18 protein-coding genes are annotated in these 17,857 nt (G+C 65.8%); 11 read left to right on the top strand and 7 right to left on the bottom strand.

The window, feature by feature from the left end; genetic code table 11:
• Positions 1–82 precede the first annotated feature (82 nt).
• From AC1RDS_RS08505 to mrdA, 4 genes are all read left to right on the top strand, one after another.
• Positions 83–1,126 carry a rod shape-determining protein gene (locus tag AC1RDS_RS08505; protein ID WP_005798130.1) on the top strand — a complete coding sequence of 348 codons (1,044 nt, stop codon included), beginning with the start codon at positions 83–85 and terminating at the stop codon, positions 1,124–1,126.
• A 141-nt stretch (positions 1,127–1,267) separates the two neighbouring features.
• On the top strand, positions 1,268–2,188 hold the full coding sequence (gene mreC / locus AC1RDS_RS08500; RefSeq protein WP_303835481.1) for a rod shape-determining protein MreC: 921 nt from the start codon (positions 1,268–1,270) through the stop codon (positions 2,186–2,188).
• A 37-nt stretch (positions 2,189–2,225) separates the two neighbouring features.
• Entirely contained in the window at positions 2,226–2,744 is a 519-nt protein-coding gene (gene mreD, locus AC1RDS_RS08495) for a rod shape-determining protein MreD (RefSeq protein WP_303835480.1), read from the top strand.
• A gap of 100 nt (positions 2,745–2,844) precedes the next feature.
• Positions 2,845–4,785 (top strand): penicillin-binding protein 2, encoded by a 1,941-nt coding sequence (mrdA, locus tag AC1RDS_RS08490; RefSeq protein WP_492226861.1) that lies wholly within the window; start codon positions 2,845–2,847, stop codon positions 4,783–4,785.
• Positions 4,786–4,866: 81 nt separating this feature from the next.
• On the opposite strand, the gene AC1RDS_RS08485 is transcribed toward mrdA, so the two are convergent.
• The 6 genes from AC1RDS_RS08485 to AC1RDS_RS08460 all read right to left on the bottom strand — a co-directional run bounded on the left by AC1RDS_RS08485 (position 4,867) and on the right by AC1RDS_RS08460 (position 11,255).
• On the bottom strand, positions 4,867–5,763 hold the full coding sequence (locus tag AC1RDS_RS08485; protein WP_492226774.1) for a DMT family transporter: 897 nt from the start codon (positions 5,761–5,763) through the stop codon (positions 4,867–4,869).
• Positions 5,764–5,906: 143 nt separating this feature from the next.
• On the bottom strand, positions 5,907–6,650 hold the full coding sequence (locus AC1RDS_RS08480; protein ID WP_492226773.1) for an amino acid ABC transporter ATP-binding protein: 744 nt from the start codon (positions 6,648–6,650) through the stop codon (positions 5,907–5,909).
• Positions 6,647–7,429, bottom strand: a complete 783-nt coding sequence (locus AC1RDS_RS08475) for an amino acid ABC transporter permease (protein ID WP_303835472.1) — start codon at positions 7,427–7,429, stop codon at positions 6,647–6,649. Before AC1RDS_RS08475 ends, AC1RDS_RS08480 begins: the two co-directional genes overlap by 4 nt.
• 28 nt (positions 7,430–7,457) lie before the next feature.
• On the bottom strand, positions 7,458–8,219 hold the full coding sequence (locus AC1RDS_RS08470; protein WP_348682523.1) for an ABC transporter substrate-binding protein: 762 nt from the start codon (positions 8,217–8,219) through the stop codon (positions 7,458–7,460).
• 206 nt (positions 8,220–8,425) lie between these two features.
• Positions 8,426–9,184 (bottom strand): sulfite exporter TauE/SafE family protein, encoded by a 759-nt coding sequence (locus AC1RDS_RS08465; RefSeq protein WP_303835469.1) that lies wholly within the window; start codon positions 9,182–9,184, stop codon positions 8,426–8,428.
• Between the two features lie 394 nt (positions 9,185–9,578).
• A complete protein-coding gene (locus AC1RDS_RS08460) occupies positions 9,579–11,255 on the bottom strand; it encodes a GMC family oxidoreductase (RefSeq protein WP_303835467.1) in 1,677 nt (558 codons plus the stop codon).
• A 279-nt stretch (positions 11,256–11,534) separates the two neighbouring features.
• Between AC1RDS_RS08460 and AC1RDS_RS08455 the strand changes: the two genes are divergently transcribed.
• From AC1RDS_RS08455 to AC1RDS_RS08425, 7 genes are all read left to right on the top strand, one after another.
• Positions 11,535–12,656: an MlaE family ABC transporter permease gene (locus tag AC1RDS_RS08455; RefSeq protein ID WP_492226772.1), complete on the top strand. Its 1,122-nt coding sequence runs from the start codon at positions 11,535–11,537 to the stop codon at positions 12,654–12,656.
• Positions 12,657–12,659: 3 nt separating this feature from the next.
• Complete coding sequence (locus tag AC1RDS_RS08450) at positions 12,660–13,481, top strand: ABC transporter ATP-binding protein (protein ID WP_492226771.1); 822 nt, start codon at positions 12,660–12,662, stop codon at positions 13,479–13,481.
• Positions 13,481–14,458, top strand: coding sequence for an MlaD family protein (locus AC1RDS_RS08445; protein WP_492226770.1), 978 nt, complete (start codon positions 13,481–13,483; stop codon positions 14,456–14,458). Before AC1RDS_RS08450 ends, AC1RDS_RS08445 begins: the two co-directional genes overlap by 1 nt.
• An 11-nt stretch (positions 14,459–14,469) precedes the next feature.
• The gene (locus AC1RDS_RS08440; protein WP_492226769.1) at positions 14,470–15,138 is read left to right on the top strand and encodes an ABC-type transport auxiliary lipoprotein family protein; all 669 of its coding nucleotides are present in this window, start codon (positions 14,470–14,472) and stop codon (positions 15,136–15,138) included.
• Positions 15,139–15,383: 245 nt separating this feature from the next.
• Positions 15,384–15,602: a CsbD family protein gene (locus AC1RDS_RS08435; RefSeq protein ID WP_026434999.1), complete on the top strand. Its 219-nt coding sequence runs from the start codon at positions 15,384–15,386 to the stop codon at positions 15,600–15,602.
• Between the two features lie 97 nt (positions 15,603–15,699).
• Entirely contained in the window at positions 15,700–16,278 is a 579-nt protein-coding gene (locus AC1RDS_RS08430) for a hypothetical protein (protein WP_303835457.1), read from the top strand.
• A gap of 172 nt (positions 16,279–16,450) precedes the next feature.
• Positions 16,451–16,966, top strand: a complete 516-nt coding sequence (locus tag AC1RDS_RS08425; protein ID WP_492226768.1) for a hemerythrin domain-containing protein — start codon at positions 16,451–16,453, stop codon at positions 16,964–16,966.
• Positions 16,967–17,096: 130 nt separating this feature from the next.
• Here AC1RDS_RS08425 and AC1RDS_RS08420 read toward each other — a convergent pair whose 3' ends face one another.
• Complete coding sequence (locus AC1RDS_RS08420; RefSeq protein ID WP_422205661.1) at positions 17,097–17,855, bottom strand: alpha/beta fold hydrolase; 759 nt, start codon at positions 17,853–17,855, stop codon at positions 17,097–17,099.
• Positions 17,856–17,857: the final 2 nt, after the last annotated feature.

Here is a 17,857-nt window from a genome sequence, read left to right as displayed (position 1 = left end):
AAAATCTGACCACCCCACCCACTCCCTGACACACCCCGCGACGGCAGGCCGAAGTGCATGCCGTGCCTGAGAGGATTTTTGAATGTTCGGAGCTTTCCGTCGGTATTTCTCCACCGACCTTGCCATTGACCTTGGCACTGCCAACACCCTCATCTTTGCACGCGACAAAGGCATTGTGCTGGATGAGCCTTCTGTCGTTGCCATTCGCCACGAAGGTGGGCCCCATGGCAAGAAAGTGATTCAGGCTGTCGGCCGTGAGGCCAAGGCCATGCTGGGCAAGGTGCCCGGCAATATCGAGGCCATCCGGCCCATGAAAGACGGCGTGATCGCCGACTTCGTGATCACCGAGCAGATGATCAAGCAGTTCATCAAGATGGTGCACCCGCGCACGCTGTTCACCCCCAGCCCGCGCATCATCATCTGCGTGCCCTGTGGCTCCACCCAGGTCGAGCGCCGCGCCATCAAGGATGCGGCGGAGGCCGCGGGCGCCACCGCTGTTTACCTGATCGAAGAACCCATGGCCGCCGGCATCGGCGCCGGGCTGCCAGTTTCGGAAGCGAGTGGCTCGATGGTGGTGGACATCGGCGGCGGCACCACCGAAGTCGGCGTGATCTCCTTGGGCGGCATGGTCTACAAGGGCAGCGTGCGTGTGGGTGGCGACAAGTTCGACGAGGCCATCATCAGCTACATCCGCCGCAACTACGGCATGCTGATCGGCGAGCCCACGGCCGAAGCCATCAAGAAGAACATCGGCTCGGCCTTTCCGGGTTCCGAAGTGCGCGAGATGGAGGTCAAAGGCCGGAACCTCAGCGAAGGCGTGCCGCGCAGCTTCACCATCTCCAGCAACGAAGTGCTGGAAGCGTTGACCGACCCGCTCAACCAGATCGTCTCGGCCGTCAAGAACGCGCTGGAGCAGACCCCGCCCGAGCTGGGTGCCGACATTGCCGACCGCGGCATGATGCTCACCGGCGGCGGCGCGTTGCTGCGTGACCTTGACCGCCTGCTGGCCGAGGAAACCGGCCTGCCCGTGCTGGTGGCCGAAGACCCGCTGACCTGCGTGGTGCGGGGTTGCGGCATTGCGCTGGAGCGCATGGACCGCCTGGGCAGCATTTTTACCAGCGAGTAAAGCGGGGCTGCCTGTGCCGGCGCAGGTCGCACCCTGTTCTCCATTGCATGACTGATTGCGTTCGCCCCCATGCCTTGTGGACACGCATCCGCGGCCCGGTGGTCGTGCTCGTGCCATCCCGCCTGACTACGATCATGTGCCATGTCGCTCGGAACCCTTGAGCGCAGTGCGCCGCCGTTTTTCAAGCAAGGGCCATCGTCCCTTTCCAAGCTGGCCCTCTACAGCGCATTGGCGCTGTTTTTGATGGTGGCGGATGCGCGCTTTCACCTCACGGGCGCCTTGCGCCAGGCGGTGGCCACCGTCATTTACCCGGTGCAATGGCTGATGCTGCAGCCGGTCGAGTTCATTGCGCAGGGCAGTGGCTATTTCCAGTCCCTGAAAACGGCCCAGGAAGACGCCGATGCGGCCCGCAAGCAGATGGTCCTGATGTCGCAGCGCGCGCTCCAGTCGGAGCAGTTGATGCAGGAAAACTTGCATCTGCGGCAATTGCTGGACCTTCGGACCCGGCTGGAAACCCCTGCCCAGGCGGCACAGGTGCTCTACGACACGGCAGATCCCTACACCCGGCGGGTGGTGGTGGACCAGGGCCGGACGGCCGGCGTGGAGCTGGGTGCTCCGGTGCTCGACGAGAAGGGTGTGCTGGGCCAGGTCACGCGGGTGCATCCGTTCGTGAGCGAGGTCACATTGCTGATCGACCGCGATCAGGCCATTGCGGTGCTGAATATACGCACCGGTACCCGCGGCGTTGCCTACGGGGACCCGGTGGCGGGCCATGCCGGTGGCATGGAGTTGCGCTTCATGCCGGCGAACGCCGACGTCCTCGAGGGGGACCTGCTCACGACCAGCGGGGTCGATGGGGTGTATCCACCGGGGCTGCCCGTCGCCAAGGTGGTGCGCGTGGAACGGCGGGCCGACTCGGCATTCGCCCGCATTTATTGCGCCCCCATCGCCGGGGTGCAGGGAGCCCGCCATGTGATGCTGCTCAAGCCGGTGGCAGAACCCATGCCGGAGCGGCACGAACCTGTTGCGGTGTCTCCCGGCAAGAAGGGAGATCGCCAGTGATGTGCTGCAGGAATGTCCCGTCGCAGGGGCGCGCGCCATGATCATGCCGCGCGGGCAGCCCTTGCTGCTGCCAGTCAATCCGGCCTTCATTGCCGCCAGTCTGGTGGCGGGCCTGGCGATCAATTTTTTGCCGCTCGGGCGCGTGGTCTGGACGCCCGATATCCTGATGCTGCTGCTGGCGTTCTGGGTGGTGCACCAGCCCCAGCGCATCGGCATGGGTGTGGCGTTCGTGCTGGGCCTGTGCATGGATGTGCACCAGTCAGCCTGGCTGGGGCAGCATGCCCTGGCCTATACCGTGATGGCGTTTGGCGCCATGGCGATGCATCGCCGGTTGCTGTGGTTCAGTGTGCCGTCCCAGGCGCTGCAGGTCTTGCCGCTGTTGGTGCTGGCCCACGCGGTGGAGCTGTTGCTGCGCATGGCGGGCGGAGGCATTTTTCCAGGCTTCTGGGGGCTGCTCGCGCCCGTGCTGGAGGCTTTGCTCTGGCTCCCAGCCAGCTGGGTGCTGCTGGCACCGCAGCGCCGTCCACCGGATCGCGATGAGAACCGGCCGCTATGAGGCCTTTCTTGCGCATGATGAAGCGTGTCCATTCACCTGCTGAAGCGCTGCGTACCACCTGGCGCGAGCGCCGTTCGCAGGCGACCCAGGGATGGCGGACATGACGGAGCTGCGCAATGTCGAGGCCGACGCATCGCGGTTTCGTACACGGGTCATGGTGATCGGTGCGGTGGTTTTTTTGGCGTTCTGCCTGATCGTGGCCCGTCTGCTCTTTCTGCAGGTGGTGCGACACGAAGACCTTGCGGCGCAGGCAGAGAGCAACCGCACCGCGATCGTTCCGATTGTTCCCAACCGAGGCCTGATCCTGGATCGCAATGGTGTGGTGCTGGCAACCAACTATGCGGCCTATACCCTCGAAATAACGCCCTCCCGGGCGGGGTCGCTGGACGACACCATTGATGGATTGTCGAAGGTGGTGGAGATTCAAGCCCGGGATCGCCGCCGCTTCAAGCGTTTGATGGAGGAGTCGCGCAATTTTGAATCGCTGCCCATCCGCACCCGCCTGACGGATGAGGAAGTCGCACGCTTTGCGGCGCAACGCTACCGGTTTCCCGGGGTGGACATCAAGGCGCGGCTCTTTCGCAACTACCCCCTGGGCGAGGTGGCAAGCCATGCGATTGGCTACATCGGGCGCATCAACCAGGCGGAGAAAGCCCGGATACAGGACTCCGATGAAGAGGCCAACTACCGTGGCACCGAGTACATCGGCAAGCTGGGCATCGAGCAGAGTTACGAAGCGGCATTGCATGGCGCTACGGGCGTGGAACAGATGGAGACTTCCGCGGGCGGCCGTGCCGTGCGCAAGCTGTCGAGCCGTGCGGCCACGCCCGGCGACAGCGTGATGCTGTCGATCGACGTCAAGCTGCAAAAACTGGTGGAAGAGTTGTATGGGTCCCGCCGCGGCGCGCTGGTGGCCATCGACCCGCGCAACGGCGAGATCCTGGCGCTGGTGAGCATGCCCACGTTCGATCCCAACCTGTTCGTGGAGGGCATCGATGTCGAAAACTGGACCGCGCTCAATGAGTCCATCGACAAGCCGCTGCTCAACCGCGCCCTGCGGGGGCTGTACCCGCCGGGTTCGACCTACAAACCCTTCATGGCACTGGCGGCGCTGGAGCTGAACAAGCGCTCGGCCAGCATGATCGTGAACGACCCGGGCTTCTACACGTTCGGTGGCCGCACCTTCCGCAGCCACGAAGGGGGTTTGGGCGCGCTGGACATGCACCGCGCCATCCAGTTCTCCAGCAACACCTACTTCTACTCGCTGGCCGTGGAGATGGGCGTGGACACCATCCACGATTTCATGAAACCCTTGAGCTTCGGCCAGTCCACCGGCATTGACCTCAACGGCGAAGTGCGCGGCACCCTGCCCAGCACCGAGTGGAAACGCAACGCCTACAAACGCCCCGAGATGAAGCGCTGGTTCCCGGGCGAAACCGTCTCGCTGGGCATCGGCCAGGGCTACAACAACTTCACCATGCTGCAGCTGGCGCAGGCGCAAGCCACCGTGGTCAACGGCGGAACCCGCTACCGCCCGCACATGGCCAAGGCCGTGAAGAATGCAGTCACGGGGGCGGTGACGGAGATCGTGCAGCCACCGGGTGAAAACCTGGGCTACCAACCCAGGAACGTGGACATCGTGCGCAACGCGATGGTGGCCGTGAACACGGGAGGGACCGGAACGCGCGTGTTTGCGGGGGCTCCCTACACCTCGGGCGGCAAAACCGGAACGGCCCAGGCGGTCAGTCTGGGGCAGAACGTGCGCTACAACGCCAGGGCGCTGGAGGAGCACCAGCGTGACCATTCCCTGTTCACGGCGTTCGCGCCCGCCAAAGATCCGAGGATTGCGCTGGCCCTGATCGTTGAAAACGCCGGATTTGGCGCCGCGCACGCTGCGCCCATTGCCCGCCGGGTGTTCGACTACTGGCTGCTGGGGGAGTACCCGAGCGAGGCAGACATCGCCGCCGTGCAGAAGGGACAGGCCTCGGCACCTATCGGCAAGCCGCGTGCCGTGGCCGATATTCCGCTGTCAGCGCCTTAGCCTTATCAAGCATCAGGGCTGTTGGCGCTTTCTGCAGAAGCGCTGAGCCTGATTTTGCCAATAAAACGTGGCGCACCGGCTTTACGCGACCGAGGGTGCCGTGATCCGCCGGGGTGGCCCCATCTGGCTGAAAACCAGAGCCGCCACAATCAGCGTCGCGCCGCCCAGTCCGGACCAGCCCAGCCGTTCGCCCAGCAGCACCCAGGCGGTCAGAGCGGCGAAAACCGGCTCCAGTCCGAACACGATGGCACTGCGCATGGCATCCACGCGCTGCTGGCCCCAGGCCTGCAGCGTCACCACCACCACGCTGGCCACAAAGCCCAGGTACACGAGCGCCAGCCAGCTCGATGTCTGCAGCTTGCCCAGCGATGGCAGCCAGTCCATGCTGCCATCGCGGGCCAGCAGCAGCGCGGTGGCGCAGGCGCACATCACGGTCGCCTGTGCCGCGGCCATGCGTGTGGCACGCAACGGGTGCGCCACGGTGCGGCGCGAGCACTCTTCCAGCACCAGGATATAGACCGCGTAGAACACCGTACTGGCCAGCGTGAGCGAGTCGCCCGGATTCCAGGGATCGTCCTCATGGAACATCAAGGCCATGCCTGCGAACGCCATGGCGCACGCGGCCCAAAGGCGCCAGCCATGGCGACGGCCCAGAGCCACCATGGCGATCAAGGGCACCACCAGCACGTTGAGCCCGGTGACGAAGGCGTTGCGATTGCTGGTGGTGCGCGCCAGGCCTTCGATCTGCAGCCAGAAGGCCAGGAACAGCAACAGCCCCAGCGCGCAACCCCACAGGCGTTCCTTGGGCCGCATGCCCACCCACAGCGGTGCCAGCACCAGCAGCGCCAGTGCAAAACGCAACCAGATGATCTGCAGGGCATCGAGGTGCTCCGACAGCAGCTTCATCGCGGGGAACGTGGTTCCCCACACGGTGGTGACCACCAGCAGCGCCAGCAGGCCAAAACGTTCAGAGCGCATACAAAAGAAACGGGTGCTCAGCGCGTGTGCTTGCCGCACCGCGGCACTGGGGGTTCAAGGGGAAGGCCGGTCCGAGGTTCGCGCGGCAGCCACGGGACGGGGCTCGGGTGCCTTGCGGTCGGCCGCGACGGGGCGCTGGCGATTCAGGCACCCATCCGGCCGATGAAGGCGCGGATACGGTCATTGCCGGGATTGTTGAAGAACTCCGCGGGGGGTGCATCGTGCGCAATGCGTCCCTTGTCGAAGAACAGCACACGGTCCGCCACCTCGCGCGCGAAGCCCATCTCGTGGGTCACCACGATCATGGTCATGCCGCCGCGCGCCAGTTCGCGCATGACGTCGAGCACTTCCTGCACCATTTCGGGGTCGAGCGCCGAAGTGGGCTCGTCAAAGAGCATGACCTTCGGCGCCATGGCCAATGCGCGGGCGATGGCCACGCGCTGCTGCTGTCCGCCGGACAGCTGCCACGGGTACTTTTGGGCATGGTCCTGCATGCCAACGCGGCGCAGCAGGGTCATCGCCTGCGCGTTGGCCTGGGCCCTTGCAAGATGGCGCAGGCGCCGTGGGGCCAATGCCACGTTGTCGAGCGCGTTCATGTGGCCAAACAGGTTGAACTGCTGAAACACCATGCCCACTTCGCAACGCTGCTGCTGCAGGGTGCGGGGATCGTCCGTGACGGACACGCCACCGATGCGGATGGTGCCGCTGTCGTGGGGCTCCAGCCGGTTGATGGCGCGCAGCAAGGTGCTCTTGCCCGAACCGGAGGCACCGATGATGACGGTCACCTCGCCGGTGTTGAAATGCGTGGATACGTCCTTGAGCACCTGGTTCGTGCCAAAGGACTTGCAGACGTTTTCCGCCACGATGTAGGGCGTCGGGGCGTTCATTGGATGCGCCCTTCCACATCGAAGCGGTGTTCGATGGCGTTGGAGAGCTGGGTCACCAGCGTGGTCAGCAGCAGGTAGGTCAGGGCCACGGTGGTCAAGGTGGCAATGGGCTGGAACGTTGCCGACTGGATGCGGTTGCCCACATTGGTCAGTTCCACCACGCCGATCGCGTACGCCAGCGAGGAGTCCTTGAGCAGCGCCACGAAGTTGCTCACCAGGGGCGGCAGCGAGATCTTGAAGGCCTGCGGAAACACCACATCGAAAAATACATGGCCACGCCCGAGGCCCAGTGCGCGTGCGGCTTCCGTCTGGCCCCGGGGCACGGCCAGCAGACCCGCGCGGATCGCTTCGGCGTTGTAGGCGCCCACGTTCAGCCCCAGCGCCACCACGGCGGCGGCAAAGTCGGGCAGGTTCAGCCCCGGCACCAGCACCGGCAGCGCGAAGTAGACAAACAGGATCTGCACCAGCAGCGGCGTTCCGCGAATGGCCCAGATGTAAAAACCCGCCAGCCAGCGCAAACCGATCCAGCGGGCCGTGCGTGCCAGTGCCGCGGCCGTGCCCAGCACCAGGCCCACGGTGCCGCTGACCAGCGTCAGCCACAGCGTGGTGCGCGCACCATCGGAAAACGCCTGGGCGTTGGAGCCGATGGGTTCGGGGAAAAAGGAAAGGATCTGGCCCAGCAGGGCCAGCATGAACACCATGAGGACCAGCGCCGCAACCAGCGTGGCGTTGCTACGCTGCGGGCGGCTCCAGTGGCGTGGCCAAAGGGCTATGAGCATGGATCAGAGAGGGCCGAAGCCCCCGTTTTCAGTTGCAGCGTACGTCTTCGTTGAAGTACTTTTTCGACAGGGCGGCGTAGCTGCCATCGGCCATGGTTTCGGCCAGTGCCTTCGACCAGGCATCCGCCAGGGGCTGGTTGCCCTTGGCAACCGCCGAGGCGATGCGCTCGATGAAGACCATTTCACCCAGTTGCAGGCCTGCCTTGGGGTTCTTGGCCACGACTTCCTTGGCCACGAAACGGTCGGTCACCCAGGCGTCCACCCGGCGCGAGGTGAGTGCGCTGCGCGCATCCACATCGGTGGGGAAGTTCTTCATTTCCTTGATGGTCGTGACCTTCTGGACATTTTCCAGGTAACTGGTGCCGGTCTGCACGGCGACGATCTTGCCCCCCAGATCCTTGGCGCTGCGGATCGCGGGGTCCATGGCGATCACCATGCCGCCAGAGCAGTAGTGTGGCGCGGTGAAGGTGACGGCCTTGGCGCGCTCTTCGGTCACGCCATGCGATGCGATCACCAGATCCCAGCGGTCCTGCTTCAGGCCGGTCAGCAGGGCGTCAAAACCGATGGTTTTCCATTCGATCTTCAGGCCCATCTTCTTGGCTGCGAGTTCTGCCACCTCCACCTCAAAGCCCGTCAGCGTGGTGCCCTTGAAGTAATTGAAGGGCGCAAACTGCCCTTCGGTGGCCACCATGATCTTGCCACCCTTCTTGATCTCATCGAGGGAGCGGGCCTGTACGGAAAAGACAGCGCACAGTGCCAGGGTGGAGGCGATGAACTTGAAAAACTTCATGGAGAATCCTGTCGGGGTGGTACAGATACAAAAAATCCGGCTTGCGGGTCGCGCAACCGGAGCCTGGAAAATGATAGCGCCCAAAGGTAATGGGCGTCATAAAACTGACGCAATCGATTATAGAGGGCAGTCCATGCGGCACAGCCTGTTTCCGCCAGCCCCTGGATCGCGTGCTGGGTGGCGTGTGGGGCTGGCGGTGGATCGGTTCAGCGCAGGAAGGCGTCGTAGCCGGTCTTGAGGATCAGCGTGCCCACCACCACGATGAAAATGCCGCGCACAAAGCCGGTGCCGTGCTTGAGCGCCAGGTGCGTTCCCAGCAGGCTGCCCACGACGTTGGCAATGGCCAGCGTCACGGCAAAGTGCCACCACACATGGCCCTTGGCGGCAAACAGTGCAATGGCCGCAATGTTGGTGGCGCAATTGAGCAGCTTGGCCGACGCCGAGGCGTTGAGGAAATCGTAGCCCAGCAGGCGCACGAACAGGAAGACGAAAAAGCTGCCGGTGCCGGGGCCGAAGAATCCGTCGTAGAAACCGATGAGCCCGCCGATCAGGCAGGCCACCAGTGCTTCGGCCCGCCCCTCATGGCGGGGCAGGTGGTGCTGGCCCAGCTCCTTCTTGGCCAGTGTGTAGGCCAGCACGCCCAGCAGCACGAGTGGCAGCAACTTGCGCAGGAAGTCTGCGGACATCACCGTGACCGCCCAGGCACCGGCGAGCGCCGCCATGAATCCGACGGCTGCAGCGGGCAGCATGGCCGACCAGCGGATCTGCACACGCCGGCTGTACTGCCAGGTGGCCATGGCGGTTCCCCATACCGATGCCGCCTTGTTGGTGCCCAGCAGCGTGGCCGGTGGTGCGCTGGGAAAGGCCGCAAACAGCGCCGGCACCATCACCAGTCCTCCACCGCCCACAATCGCATCCACAAAGCCTGCGAGCAACGAGGCCAGCGTGATAAAAATCCATTCCATCGCAGGATTTTCGCACCTTGTTTGCTATCAATTTGGTAAGAGTCGGCGCAATCGTCGGGGGGGCTTGCGCGAAAAACGGGCAAGAAAAAGGCGCTGGGATCACCAGCGCCTGAAAAAAGCATGCACCTCGTTGGGTGCTTGGAATTGGATTATTGGTAGAAATGTCTCCTCGGGCCCCTCGCTTGGCACACCGAAGCGCGCTTTCGAGTGGCGTGACTTTAACGGCTGGCTATCGGTGGTGCATTGGGGATTTCCCACCCCCGTTGCAGCGCGTCCGGCGTTGTTGTGGCCGGAATCGGGCTGCGCCGGCTGGCATGGCTTGTGAACGTGTTGGTAACAATGTCCGAGGGAGCGCGTCTATGTGGGCGTCCATGCACTGGTGGCTGGCGGTCGATTACGCCGTCTTGCGCGCCTGCAGGATCCACTCGGCTGCCTTCTCGGCCAGCATCAGCGTGGGCGAGTTGGTGTTGCCGCTGGTGATGGTGGGCATGGCGCCCGCATCCACCACCCGCAGGCCCGCAATGCCGCGCACGCGCAGTTGGGAATCCAGCACGGCCATCGGGTCATCGTTGCGCCCCATCTTGGTGGTGCCCACGGGGTGGAAGATGGTGGTGGCGATGTCTCCGGCCAGACGGGCCAGGTCTTCGTCGCTTTCAAACTGCACGCCCGGTTTCCACTCTTCCGGCTTGTAGGGAGCCAGCGCGGGCTGGGCCACGATGCGGCGCGTGACGCGCAGGCTGTCGGCGGCCACCTGGCGGTCTTCGGCGGTGCTCAGGTAGTTGGGCGCGATGGCCGGGGCGGCCTTGAAGTCGGCGCTCTTGATGTTCACCGTCCCCCGGCTGGTGGGGTTGAGGTTGCACACGCTGGCCGTGAAGGCCGGAAAGCTGTGCAGCGGTTCGCCAAACGCGTCGAGCGACAGCGGCTGCACGTGGTACTCGATGTTGGGCCAGGGTTGGTCGGCACTGCTGCGCGTGAAGGCACCCAGCTGCGAGGGTGCCATGCTCATGGGGCCGCTGCGCTTGAGTGCATATTCGAGCCCGATCTTGGCTTTGCCCAGCAGCGAGGTGGCCATGGTGTTGAGCGTTTGCACACCCTGCACCTTGAACACCGCACGGATCTGCAGATGGTCCTGCAGGTTGGCGCCCACGCCGGGCAGGTCGTGCACCACTTCGATGCCATGCTGGCGCAGCAGTGCGGCCGGACCGATGCCCGACAGCTGCAGCAGCTGGGGGGAATTCACCGCGCCGGCGCTCAGGATGACCTCCTGCGTGGCGCGGGCCGTGACCATTTCGTGGCCGTCCCACACCTGCACGCCGGTGCAGCGCTGGCTGCCGTCGGGCTGCGTCTCGATGAGGAGCTTGGAGGCCTGCGCGGCGGTCCACATCTCGAAGTTGGGGCGGCCATAGCAGGTGGGGCGCAAAAAGGCCTTGGCGGTGTTCCAGCGCCAGCCATTCTTCTGGTTGACCTCGAAATAGCCCACGCCTTCGTTGGTGCCGCCATTGAAATCATCGGTGGCCGGAATGCCTGCCTGCTGCGCCGCCTGGGCGAAGGCATCGAGCACGTCCCAGCGCAGGCGCTGCTTTTCCACGCGCCACTCGCCCTGGCTGCCCGTGGCCTTGTTGCCATGCAGGCGTTTGAAATTTTCGTTCACACCATCCGGCTGGTCCAGGCGCCAATGGTCCTCGTGGCGGCGAAAGTAGGGCAGTGCGTTGTCCCAGCGCCAGCTCGCGTCGCCCGTCAGTTCGGCCCAGTGGTCGTAGTCACGGGCCTGGCCGCGCATGTAGATCATGCCGTTGATGCTGCTGCAGCCGCCCAGCGTCTTGCCGCGCGGGTAGCGCAGGGTGCGGCCGTTCAGGCCGGCGTCGGGCTCGGTATGGTAGAGCCAGTCGGTGCGCGGGTTGCCGATGCAGTACAGGTAGCCCACGGGGATGTGGATCCAGTGGTAGTCGTCCTTGCGACCGGCCTCGATGAGCAGCACGCGGTTGCGGCCGTCCGCGCTCAGGCGGTTGCAGAGCAGGGCGCCGGCCGTTCCGCCGCCGATGATGATGTAGTCAAACGTGGTGTCGCTCATGGAATGAAAGCTGGCTGCAGTGTCGCGCGGAAGAAAAAAGGGGCTGAGAGGCTGGGTGCCATTGTGCGGTGGGGCGGCCCGCTGTCGAGGGGGGAAATGCGGATTGCTACGCTATTTGTAGCTAATGGTGCTTGTTGATATTGCGCCGGAAGTCAATTTGATAATAATTGCATGCACGGGGCCGACGGCTGTGCTTGCGTGTGCAGTCCGGTCCTGGCGCGCTCCGCCGGCGCCGCGCCCCGAATTTATTCAACCATGGCGGCCCATGCCGCCCCCTCCATGAGCGACCTTTCGCCCCATATCGTCCGTGTCGAATCGCCCCAGGGACCCCAGGCGCAGCTGCTGGGGCGCTGGGGTGCGGCCGAGCTGGGCCAGCGCGCCAGCTGGCGGGCGCTGGCGGCGCAGTTGCGCGAGCATACCGCGCCCGCGGGCGGCTGGGATCTGCTCAGCCTGCAGTGGCTGGACCATGTGGGCGCGCAATTGCTCTGGAACCACTGGGGCCAGCAGTGGCCCGAGCGCGTGCTGCTGAGCGACCTCCAGCGCGCCATGCTCGAACGCGTGGCGGGCCTGACGGTGGCGCCGCCGCCGCCAGAGCCCTGGCGCCTGTCCGAGCAGGTCGATCACCTCGGTGTGCTGGTGCTGCACGGCGTGGACCACGCCAGGCACCTGGTGCAACTGGTGGGCCAGCTGTCGCTCGACCTGGTGCGGCTGGCACGGGCCCCGCACCGTGGGCCTTGGCGCGACATGTCGGGCCATGTGTACCGCATGGGCGCCACGGCGCTGCCCATCACGGCGCTGGTGGGTTTTCTGATTGGCGTGGTGCTGGCCTACCTGATGAGCCTGCAGCTGCGCCAGTTCGGGGCCGAGTCGTTCATCGTCAATATTCTGGGCATTTCGCTGATCCGCGAGCTCGGTCCCATGCTGGCGGCCATTTTGGTGGCGGGCCGGTCGGGTTCTGCCATCACGGCGCAGATCGGTGTGATGCGCGTGACCGAAGAACTCGATGCCATGCGCGTGATGGGCATTCCCCACGGCTTTCGCCTGGTGTTGCCGCGCACGCTGGCGCTGGCGCTGGCCATGCCGCTGATCAGCGTCTGGACCACGCTGGCGGCGCTGGCCGGCGGCATGCTGGCGGCCGATGTCGCCATGGGCATTTCGCCGGCCTACTTTGCCCAGGCGCTGCCGGCGGCGGTGAAGATTGGCAACCTCGGGCTGGCGATGGCCAAGTCGGTGGTGTTTGGCGCCCTGATTGCCCTGATCGGTTGCCACTGGGGTCTGCGCGTCAAGCCCAACACGCAGAGCCTGGGCGAGGGCACCACGGCCTCGGTGGTCACCTCCATCACCATGGTCATCATCGTGGACGCGCTGTTTGCGGTGGCGTTCAAGAACATCGGTATCTGACCCATGGCTGCGCCATCCCCCCAGTCCCATCCAGCCGAACCGGTGGTGGACATTTCCGGGCTGTGTACCGTCTTCGGCAAGGGTGACGCGGCCTTCACCGTGCACCAGGATCTGCAGCTGTCGGTGCGGCGTGGCGAGATCCTGGCCCTGGTGGGGGGCTCGGGCACCGGCAAGACCGTGCTGCTGCGCCAGATGCTGGGCCTGGCCCGGCCCACGCGCGGGCGCGTCACGGTGCTGGGCCAGCCGGCCTCGGAAATGGGCCGCGAGGGTGCGGCCAGCCGGGTGGGCATGCTGTTCCAGCACGGCGCGCTGTTTTCGGCCTTCAATGTGCTCGACAACGTGGCGTTTGCGCTGCGCGAGCAGGGCACCTTGCCGCCGGATGTGGTGCGTGACGCGGCGCTGGTCAAGCTGCAGATGGTGGGCCTGAAGCCCGAGCACGCCAGCCGCATGCCGGCCGATCTGTCGGGCGGCATGGTCAAGCGCGTGGCGCTGGCGCGGGCGCTCATCATGGACCCCCCGCTGCTGCTGCTCGATGAGCCGACGGCGGGGCTGGACCCCAGCGCCTCGGACGATTTCGTGGACCTGCTGCGCGAGCTGCACGCGGCGCTGTGCCTGACCGTGGTGATGGTCACGCACGACCTCGATACGCTGTTTGCCCTGAGCACCCGTGTGGCCGTGCTGGCCGACAAGAAAGTGATCGTCACCGGCGCGCCCGCCGAGGTGGCGCGCTACCCTCATCCGTTCATCGAGCACTTTTTTCTGGGTGAACGCGGCCAGCGCGCCATGGCGCCTGTGCACACCGCCGTCACTGCCAAGGAATCCTGATGGAAAACAAATCCCACGCCCTCGCCGCCGGAGTTTTCGTGCTGGTGGTGGCCGCCATGCTGGCGGGCCTGGCCATCTGGCTCACCCGCGACAACACCAGTTACCAGCAATTCGAGCTGACCAGCAAGGACGGCGTCACCGGCCTGCAGCCCCAGGCCGCCGTGCGCTACAAGGGCGTGGCGGTCGGCAAGGTCACGCGCATCGGCTTCGATCCGCAGGTGCCGGGCAATGTGCTGATCCGCATCGCGGTCAACGACCAGGCGCCCATCACCCCCAGTACCTTCGCCGTGCTGGGCTACCAGGGGGTCACCGGCCTGGCCCATGTGCAGCTCGATGATGAAGGGGTGGCGCAGCCGGTCGAGCCCCCCGGCCCGAGCGGCCTGCCCCGGTTGCCGCTGCGCAGCTCGCCCCTGTCGCGCCTGGCCGATCAGGGCCCCGCCATCCTGGGGCAGGTGGAGGAAGCCACGCACCGCATCAACCAGCTGCTGGGGGACGACAACCAGAAACGTTTCAGCACGGTGCTCGACAGCATGGGGCAGGCGGCCAGCAGCGTGGCGGCTCTGAGCCAGCGGCTGGACACCACTGTGAAAGAACGCCTGGACCCTACCCTGGCGGCCTTGCCGCCGCTGGCGGGCGACGCACGCCAGACCCTGCAGGCCTTGCAGCAGGCCGGCACCCAGGTGTCCACGCTGGCCGCCGACATCGGTCAGACCACCAAGCGCCTGAGCGCCGAGGGGGGCGCCCTGGACCAGCTCACCCAGGGCACCCGGGCCCTGGCGCGGGTGGCCGACCAGTTTGGCAACAGCACCCTGCCGCGCATCAACCGCGCTGCAGACGACACCTCGCGTGCGGCGCGCCAGTTGGGACGCACGGCCGGGGGAGTCAACGAAAACCCGCAGGTTTTCATTTACGGCCCCGGCCGAGCCGGCGCCGGCCCGGGCGAGCCCGGTTTCGAGGCGCCCGTGGTCCAACCCTGATGCAATTCGCCATGAAAACTACCAAAACCATAGCTGCTGGCGCTTGTAAAAAAAGCGCTGCAGCCGTATTTGCTGCTGCTTTTCTGGCGGGATGCTCGGCCTTGCCTTCACCGCCGTCACGCCCCGTGCACTACGACTTTGGCCCGGGCGCCATGGCACCCGTGCCCGCCGACCGGCGCGCGCCCCTGCCGCCCCTGGCGCTGGCCGATCTGGAGGCACCGGGCCTGGTCGAAGGCAGCACCGCCGTGCTGTACCGCCTGGCCTACGCCGACGCCCGGCAGCTGCGCCCCTACCGCCAGGCCCGCTGGAGCCAGCCGCCCGCGCAACTGGTGCAGCAGCGCCTGCGCGATCAGCTGGGCCAGCGCCGCGCCGTGCTCACGGCCGAGAGCGGTGCGGCCCAGGCGCGCTCCGCTGGGAAGCTGCCCACCGTGTTGCGGGTGGAGCTGGAGGAGTTCAGCCAGGTCTTCACCAGCGCCACCGAAAGCGCCGGTCTGGTGCGCCTGCGTGCCACGCTGGCAGAACCCGCTGCGACTGGTGAAACGCTGCTGGGTCAGCGCGTGTTCATCGTGCAGCGACCGGCCACCAGCGCGGATGCCGCCGGCGGCACGCGGGCCCTGGTAGAAGCCACCGACCAGCTGGCCCAGGAACTGGTGCAGTGGCTGGAGCAGCTGGGGCGCTGATCAGCCCCTGAACCGGGTGTGCCCCCGGGGAGAGGGCGGCGCTGTGTGGGGTGTGGCGCCGTCCGTGCAAAGCTGCAACCCGCGTCCTTGCCTGCCATGTCCGTAGGCCTGCGCTGACGCGTGTTTCGCGGCGTGGCCTACGCGGTGCGACGGGCATCGTTTCTACAGTGGACTCCATCGCATCACGCAGATGTTCCACGCATTCCGGGTGGATGGCAGAGGCGAAATTTCCGAGGAAGCGCACCATGAACGAAGACACCCTTCAAGGCAACTGGAAGCAGTTCAAAGGCCAGCTGGTCGAACAGTGGGGCAAGCTCACCGATGACGATTTCGATGTGATCGCAGGCCGTCGCGATCAGTTGCTGGGCAAGCTGCAGGAACGCCATGGCATCGCCCGCGATGTGGCGGAAAAGCAGCTCAAGGAATGGCAGGGACGCCATCCTGAATTCCGCTTCAGGGACTGACGCTTCTTGCGCACCAGCCCCCAAAACCGTTGAACCACTTTTGTCTGCGCACAGGTGCCGCGGCAACTGCGCAGCAGACTACCCTGAGGACCAAGCCATGAAAATCGCACGCACCCTGATTGCCACCATCACCGCCGGCCTGCTGGCCACGAGCGCCTTCGCAATGACCCAGCCGGAGTACAAGGCGGCGAAGGACACCATCTCGGCCGAATACAAGGCCAGCAAAGACAAGTGCAATGCCCTGACGGGCAATGCCAAGGACATTTGTGCCAAGGAAGCCAAGGGCCACGAAGACGTTGCCATGGCCGAACTGGATGCCAGGTACAAGCCCAGCGCCAAGGCGGAGTACAAGGCCCGCGTGGCCCGTGCCGACGCCGACTACGCCGTCGCCAAGGAAAAATGCGACGACCTCAGCGGCAACGCCAAGGACGTCTGCATGAAGGACGCCAAGGCCGCCCATGTGACCGCCAAGGAAAACGCCAAGGTGAGCGAAGCGCGGGCCCAGCCCGCCGACACACCCGCCGCCAAGGGTGCTGCCGTGGCCGAGGCGCGCAAGGACGCCGCCGCCGAGAAGAACGAGGCCAACTACAAGGCCGCCAAAGAGCGTTGCGACACCCTGCAGGGCGATGTGAAGTCCAAATGCGTGGACGAGGCCAAGCGCATGTACGGCCAATGAACGGCAGCAGGGAACATCCTGGCGGATGCCCCTGCTGGCGATGCCCACGAGCCCCGCCCTGCGCGGGGTTTTTGCATGCGGGCGGCCATGCGCCGCGCACATGACTTGCGTCAATACTCCGGTCAGCCTGCCCCCCTAAGCTGGCGCTTTTTTTGAACGCAAGGAAGCAAAGATGGCTGCACTGCAATGGTCGGAGGCGCTGGCGCTGGACCTGCCGCCCATGGATGACACCCACCGCGAGTTTGTCGATCTGCTGGCGGCGGTGGAAGCCGCCGACAACGCCACCCTGGTAGCCACGTGGCAGGCACTGGTGGAGCACACCGAGCAGCATTTTGGCCAGGAGGATGCCTGGATGGCTTCCACCGGCTTTGCCGCGGGCAACTGCCATGCCATGCAGCACAAGGTGGTGTTGCAGGTCATGCGCGACGGCGCCGCGCGTGCGGTGGACAAGGGCGAGCTGCATGTGGTGCGTGCCATGGCGGCCGAGCTGGCGCTGTGGTTTCCCCAGCATGCGCAGAGCATGGACGCCGCTCTCGCCCTGCATCTGCGCCGGGTGGGCTTTGATGCGACCACGGGGGTGGTGCATGCGCCCGATGCGCTGCCAGATGGTTTGCTCCATGGCTGCGGTGGCGCCAGCTGCTCGGACGAGGGCGCCGCGCCTACCGCTGTGGCCGCAGCCGTGGCCTGAACGGCGGTGGCTGGGTGCCTGGGCTGCGGCCGGGCACTTCTGATGTTTGCGCTGTTTTGATGGCTACTGGCGCTTTATGGAGGGGCGCTCTCTGTGCTTTTTGTCTCGATTCCCGTTCGACCTGCCCGGGTCATGGGGCCGTGGCCGCCCGCCATTGCTGCACCTGTTCTATCACCCACTGGGGCGCATCCAGCGGCAGATCGTGCCCCGCATCGGCATGCAGCGCCAGGGCGCAGTGCCAGCCATGGGCAATGGCTTGCGAGCAGCGGCTGTCCACCAGCTGGTCGTTCTGGCTGGCCAGCAGCAGGATGCGGGGGGTGGGCGCCAAGGCGGGCGCGCGGTAGCGGGCCGCCGCCACCAGCTGGCGCAGGGCGTTGGCGGCCGACACCGGGCGCAGGGTGCGGGCGGCCACCCAGTCACCGATGACGGCGCTGCGCGGATCGGGCGCGTTGCTCGTGAGCCGCCACACCGTGCGTTCGATGGCTGCGGCCGAGCGGGGAAGCAGCGCCAGTTCCAGCAACGCCGCATAGTTGCGGGGGCGCAGCCGGTGAAAAAAGGGGCTGAACGGGCGAAAGCTGGTGTTCACCAGCACGCAGCCGCTGATTTCTTGCGGTATCGTGCGGGCCCATTCGGTGGCCACCATGGCGCCCAGCGACATCGCAAACAGATGCAACGGCGGGTGCACCCCTTGCCTTGCCAGCTCGGCGCGGCAGGCCGCCACCATGCCCTGCACGGTGGCCGGGCTTTGCCGTGCATGGAACAGGCCGTTGCCCGGCAGGTCGATCGACACGACACGGGTCCCGGGCCATGCGCTCTGGAAATCGCCAGCAAAGCGGCCCCAGTGGGCGGTCTCGCGGGTCAGGCCGCGCAGCAGAACCCAGGTGTCCATGT

Source organism: Acidovorax sp. GW823-FHT02H02, from assembly GCF_058797075.1.
This window is presented reverse-complemented; position numbering and strand designations above follow the sequence as displayed.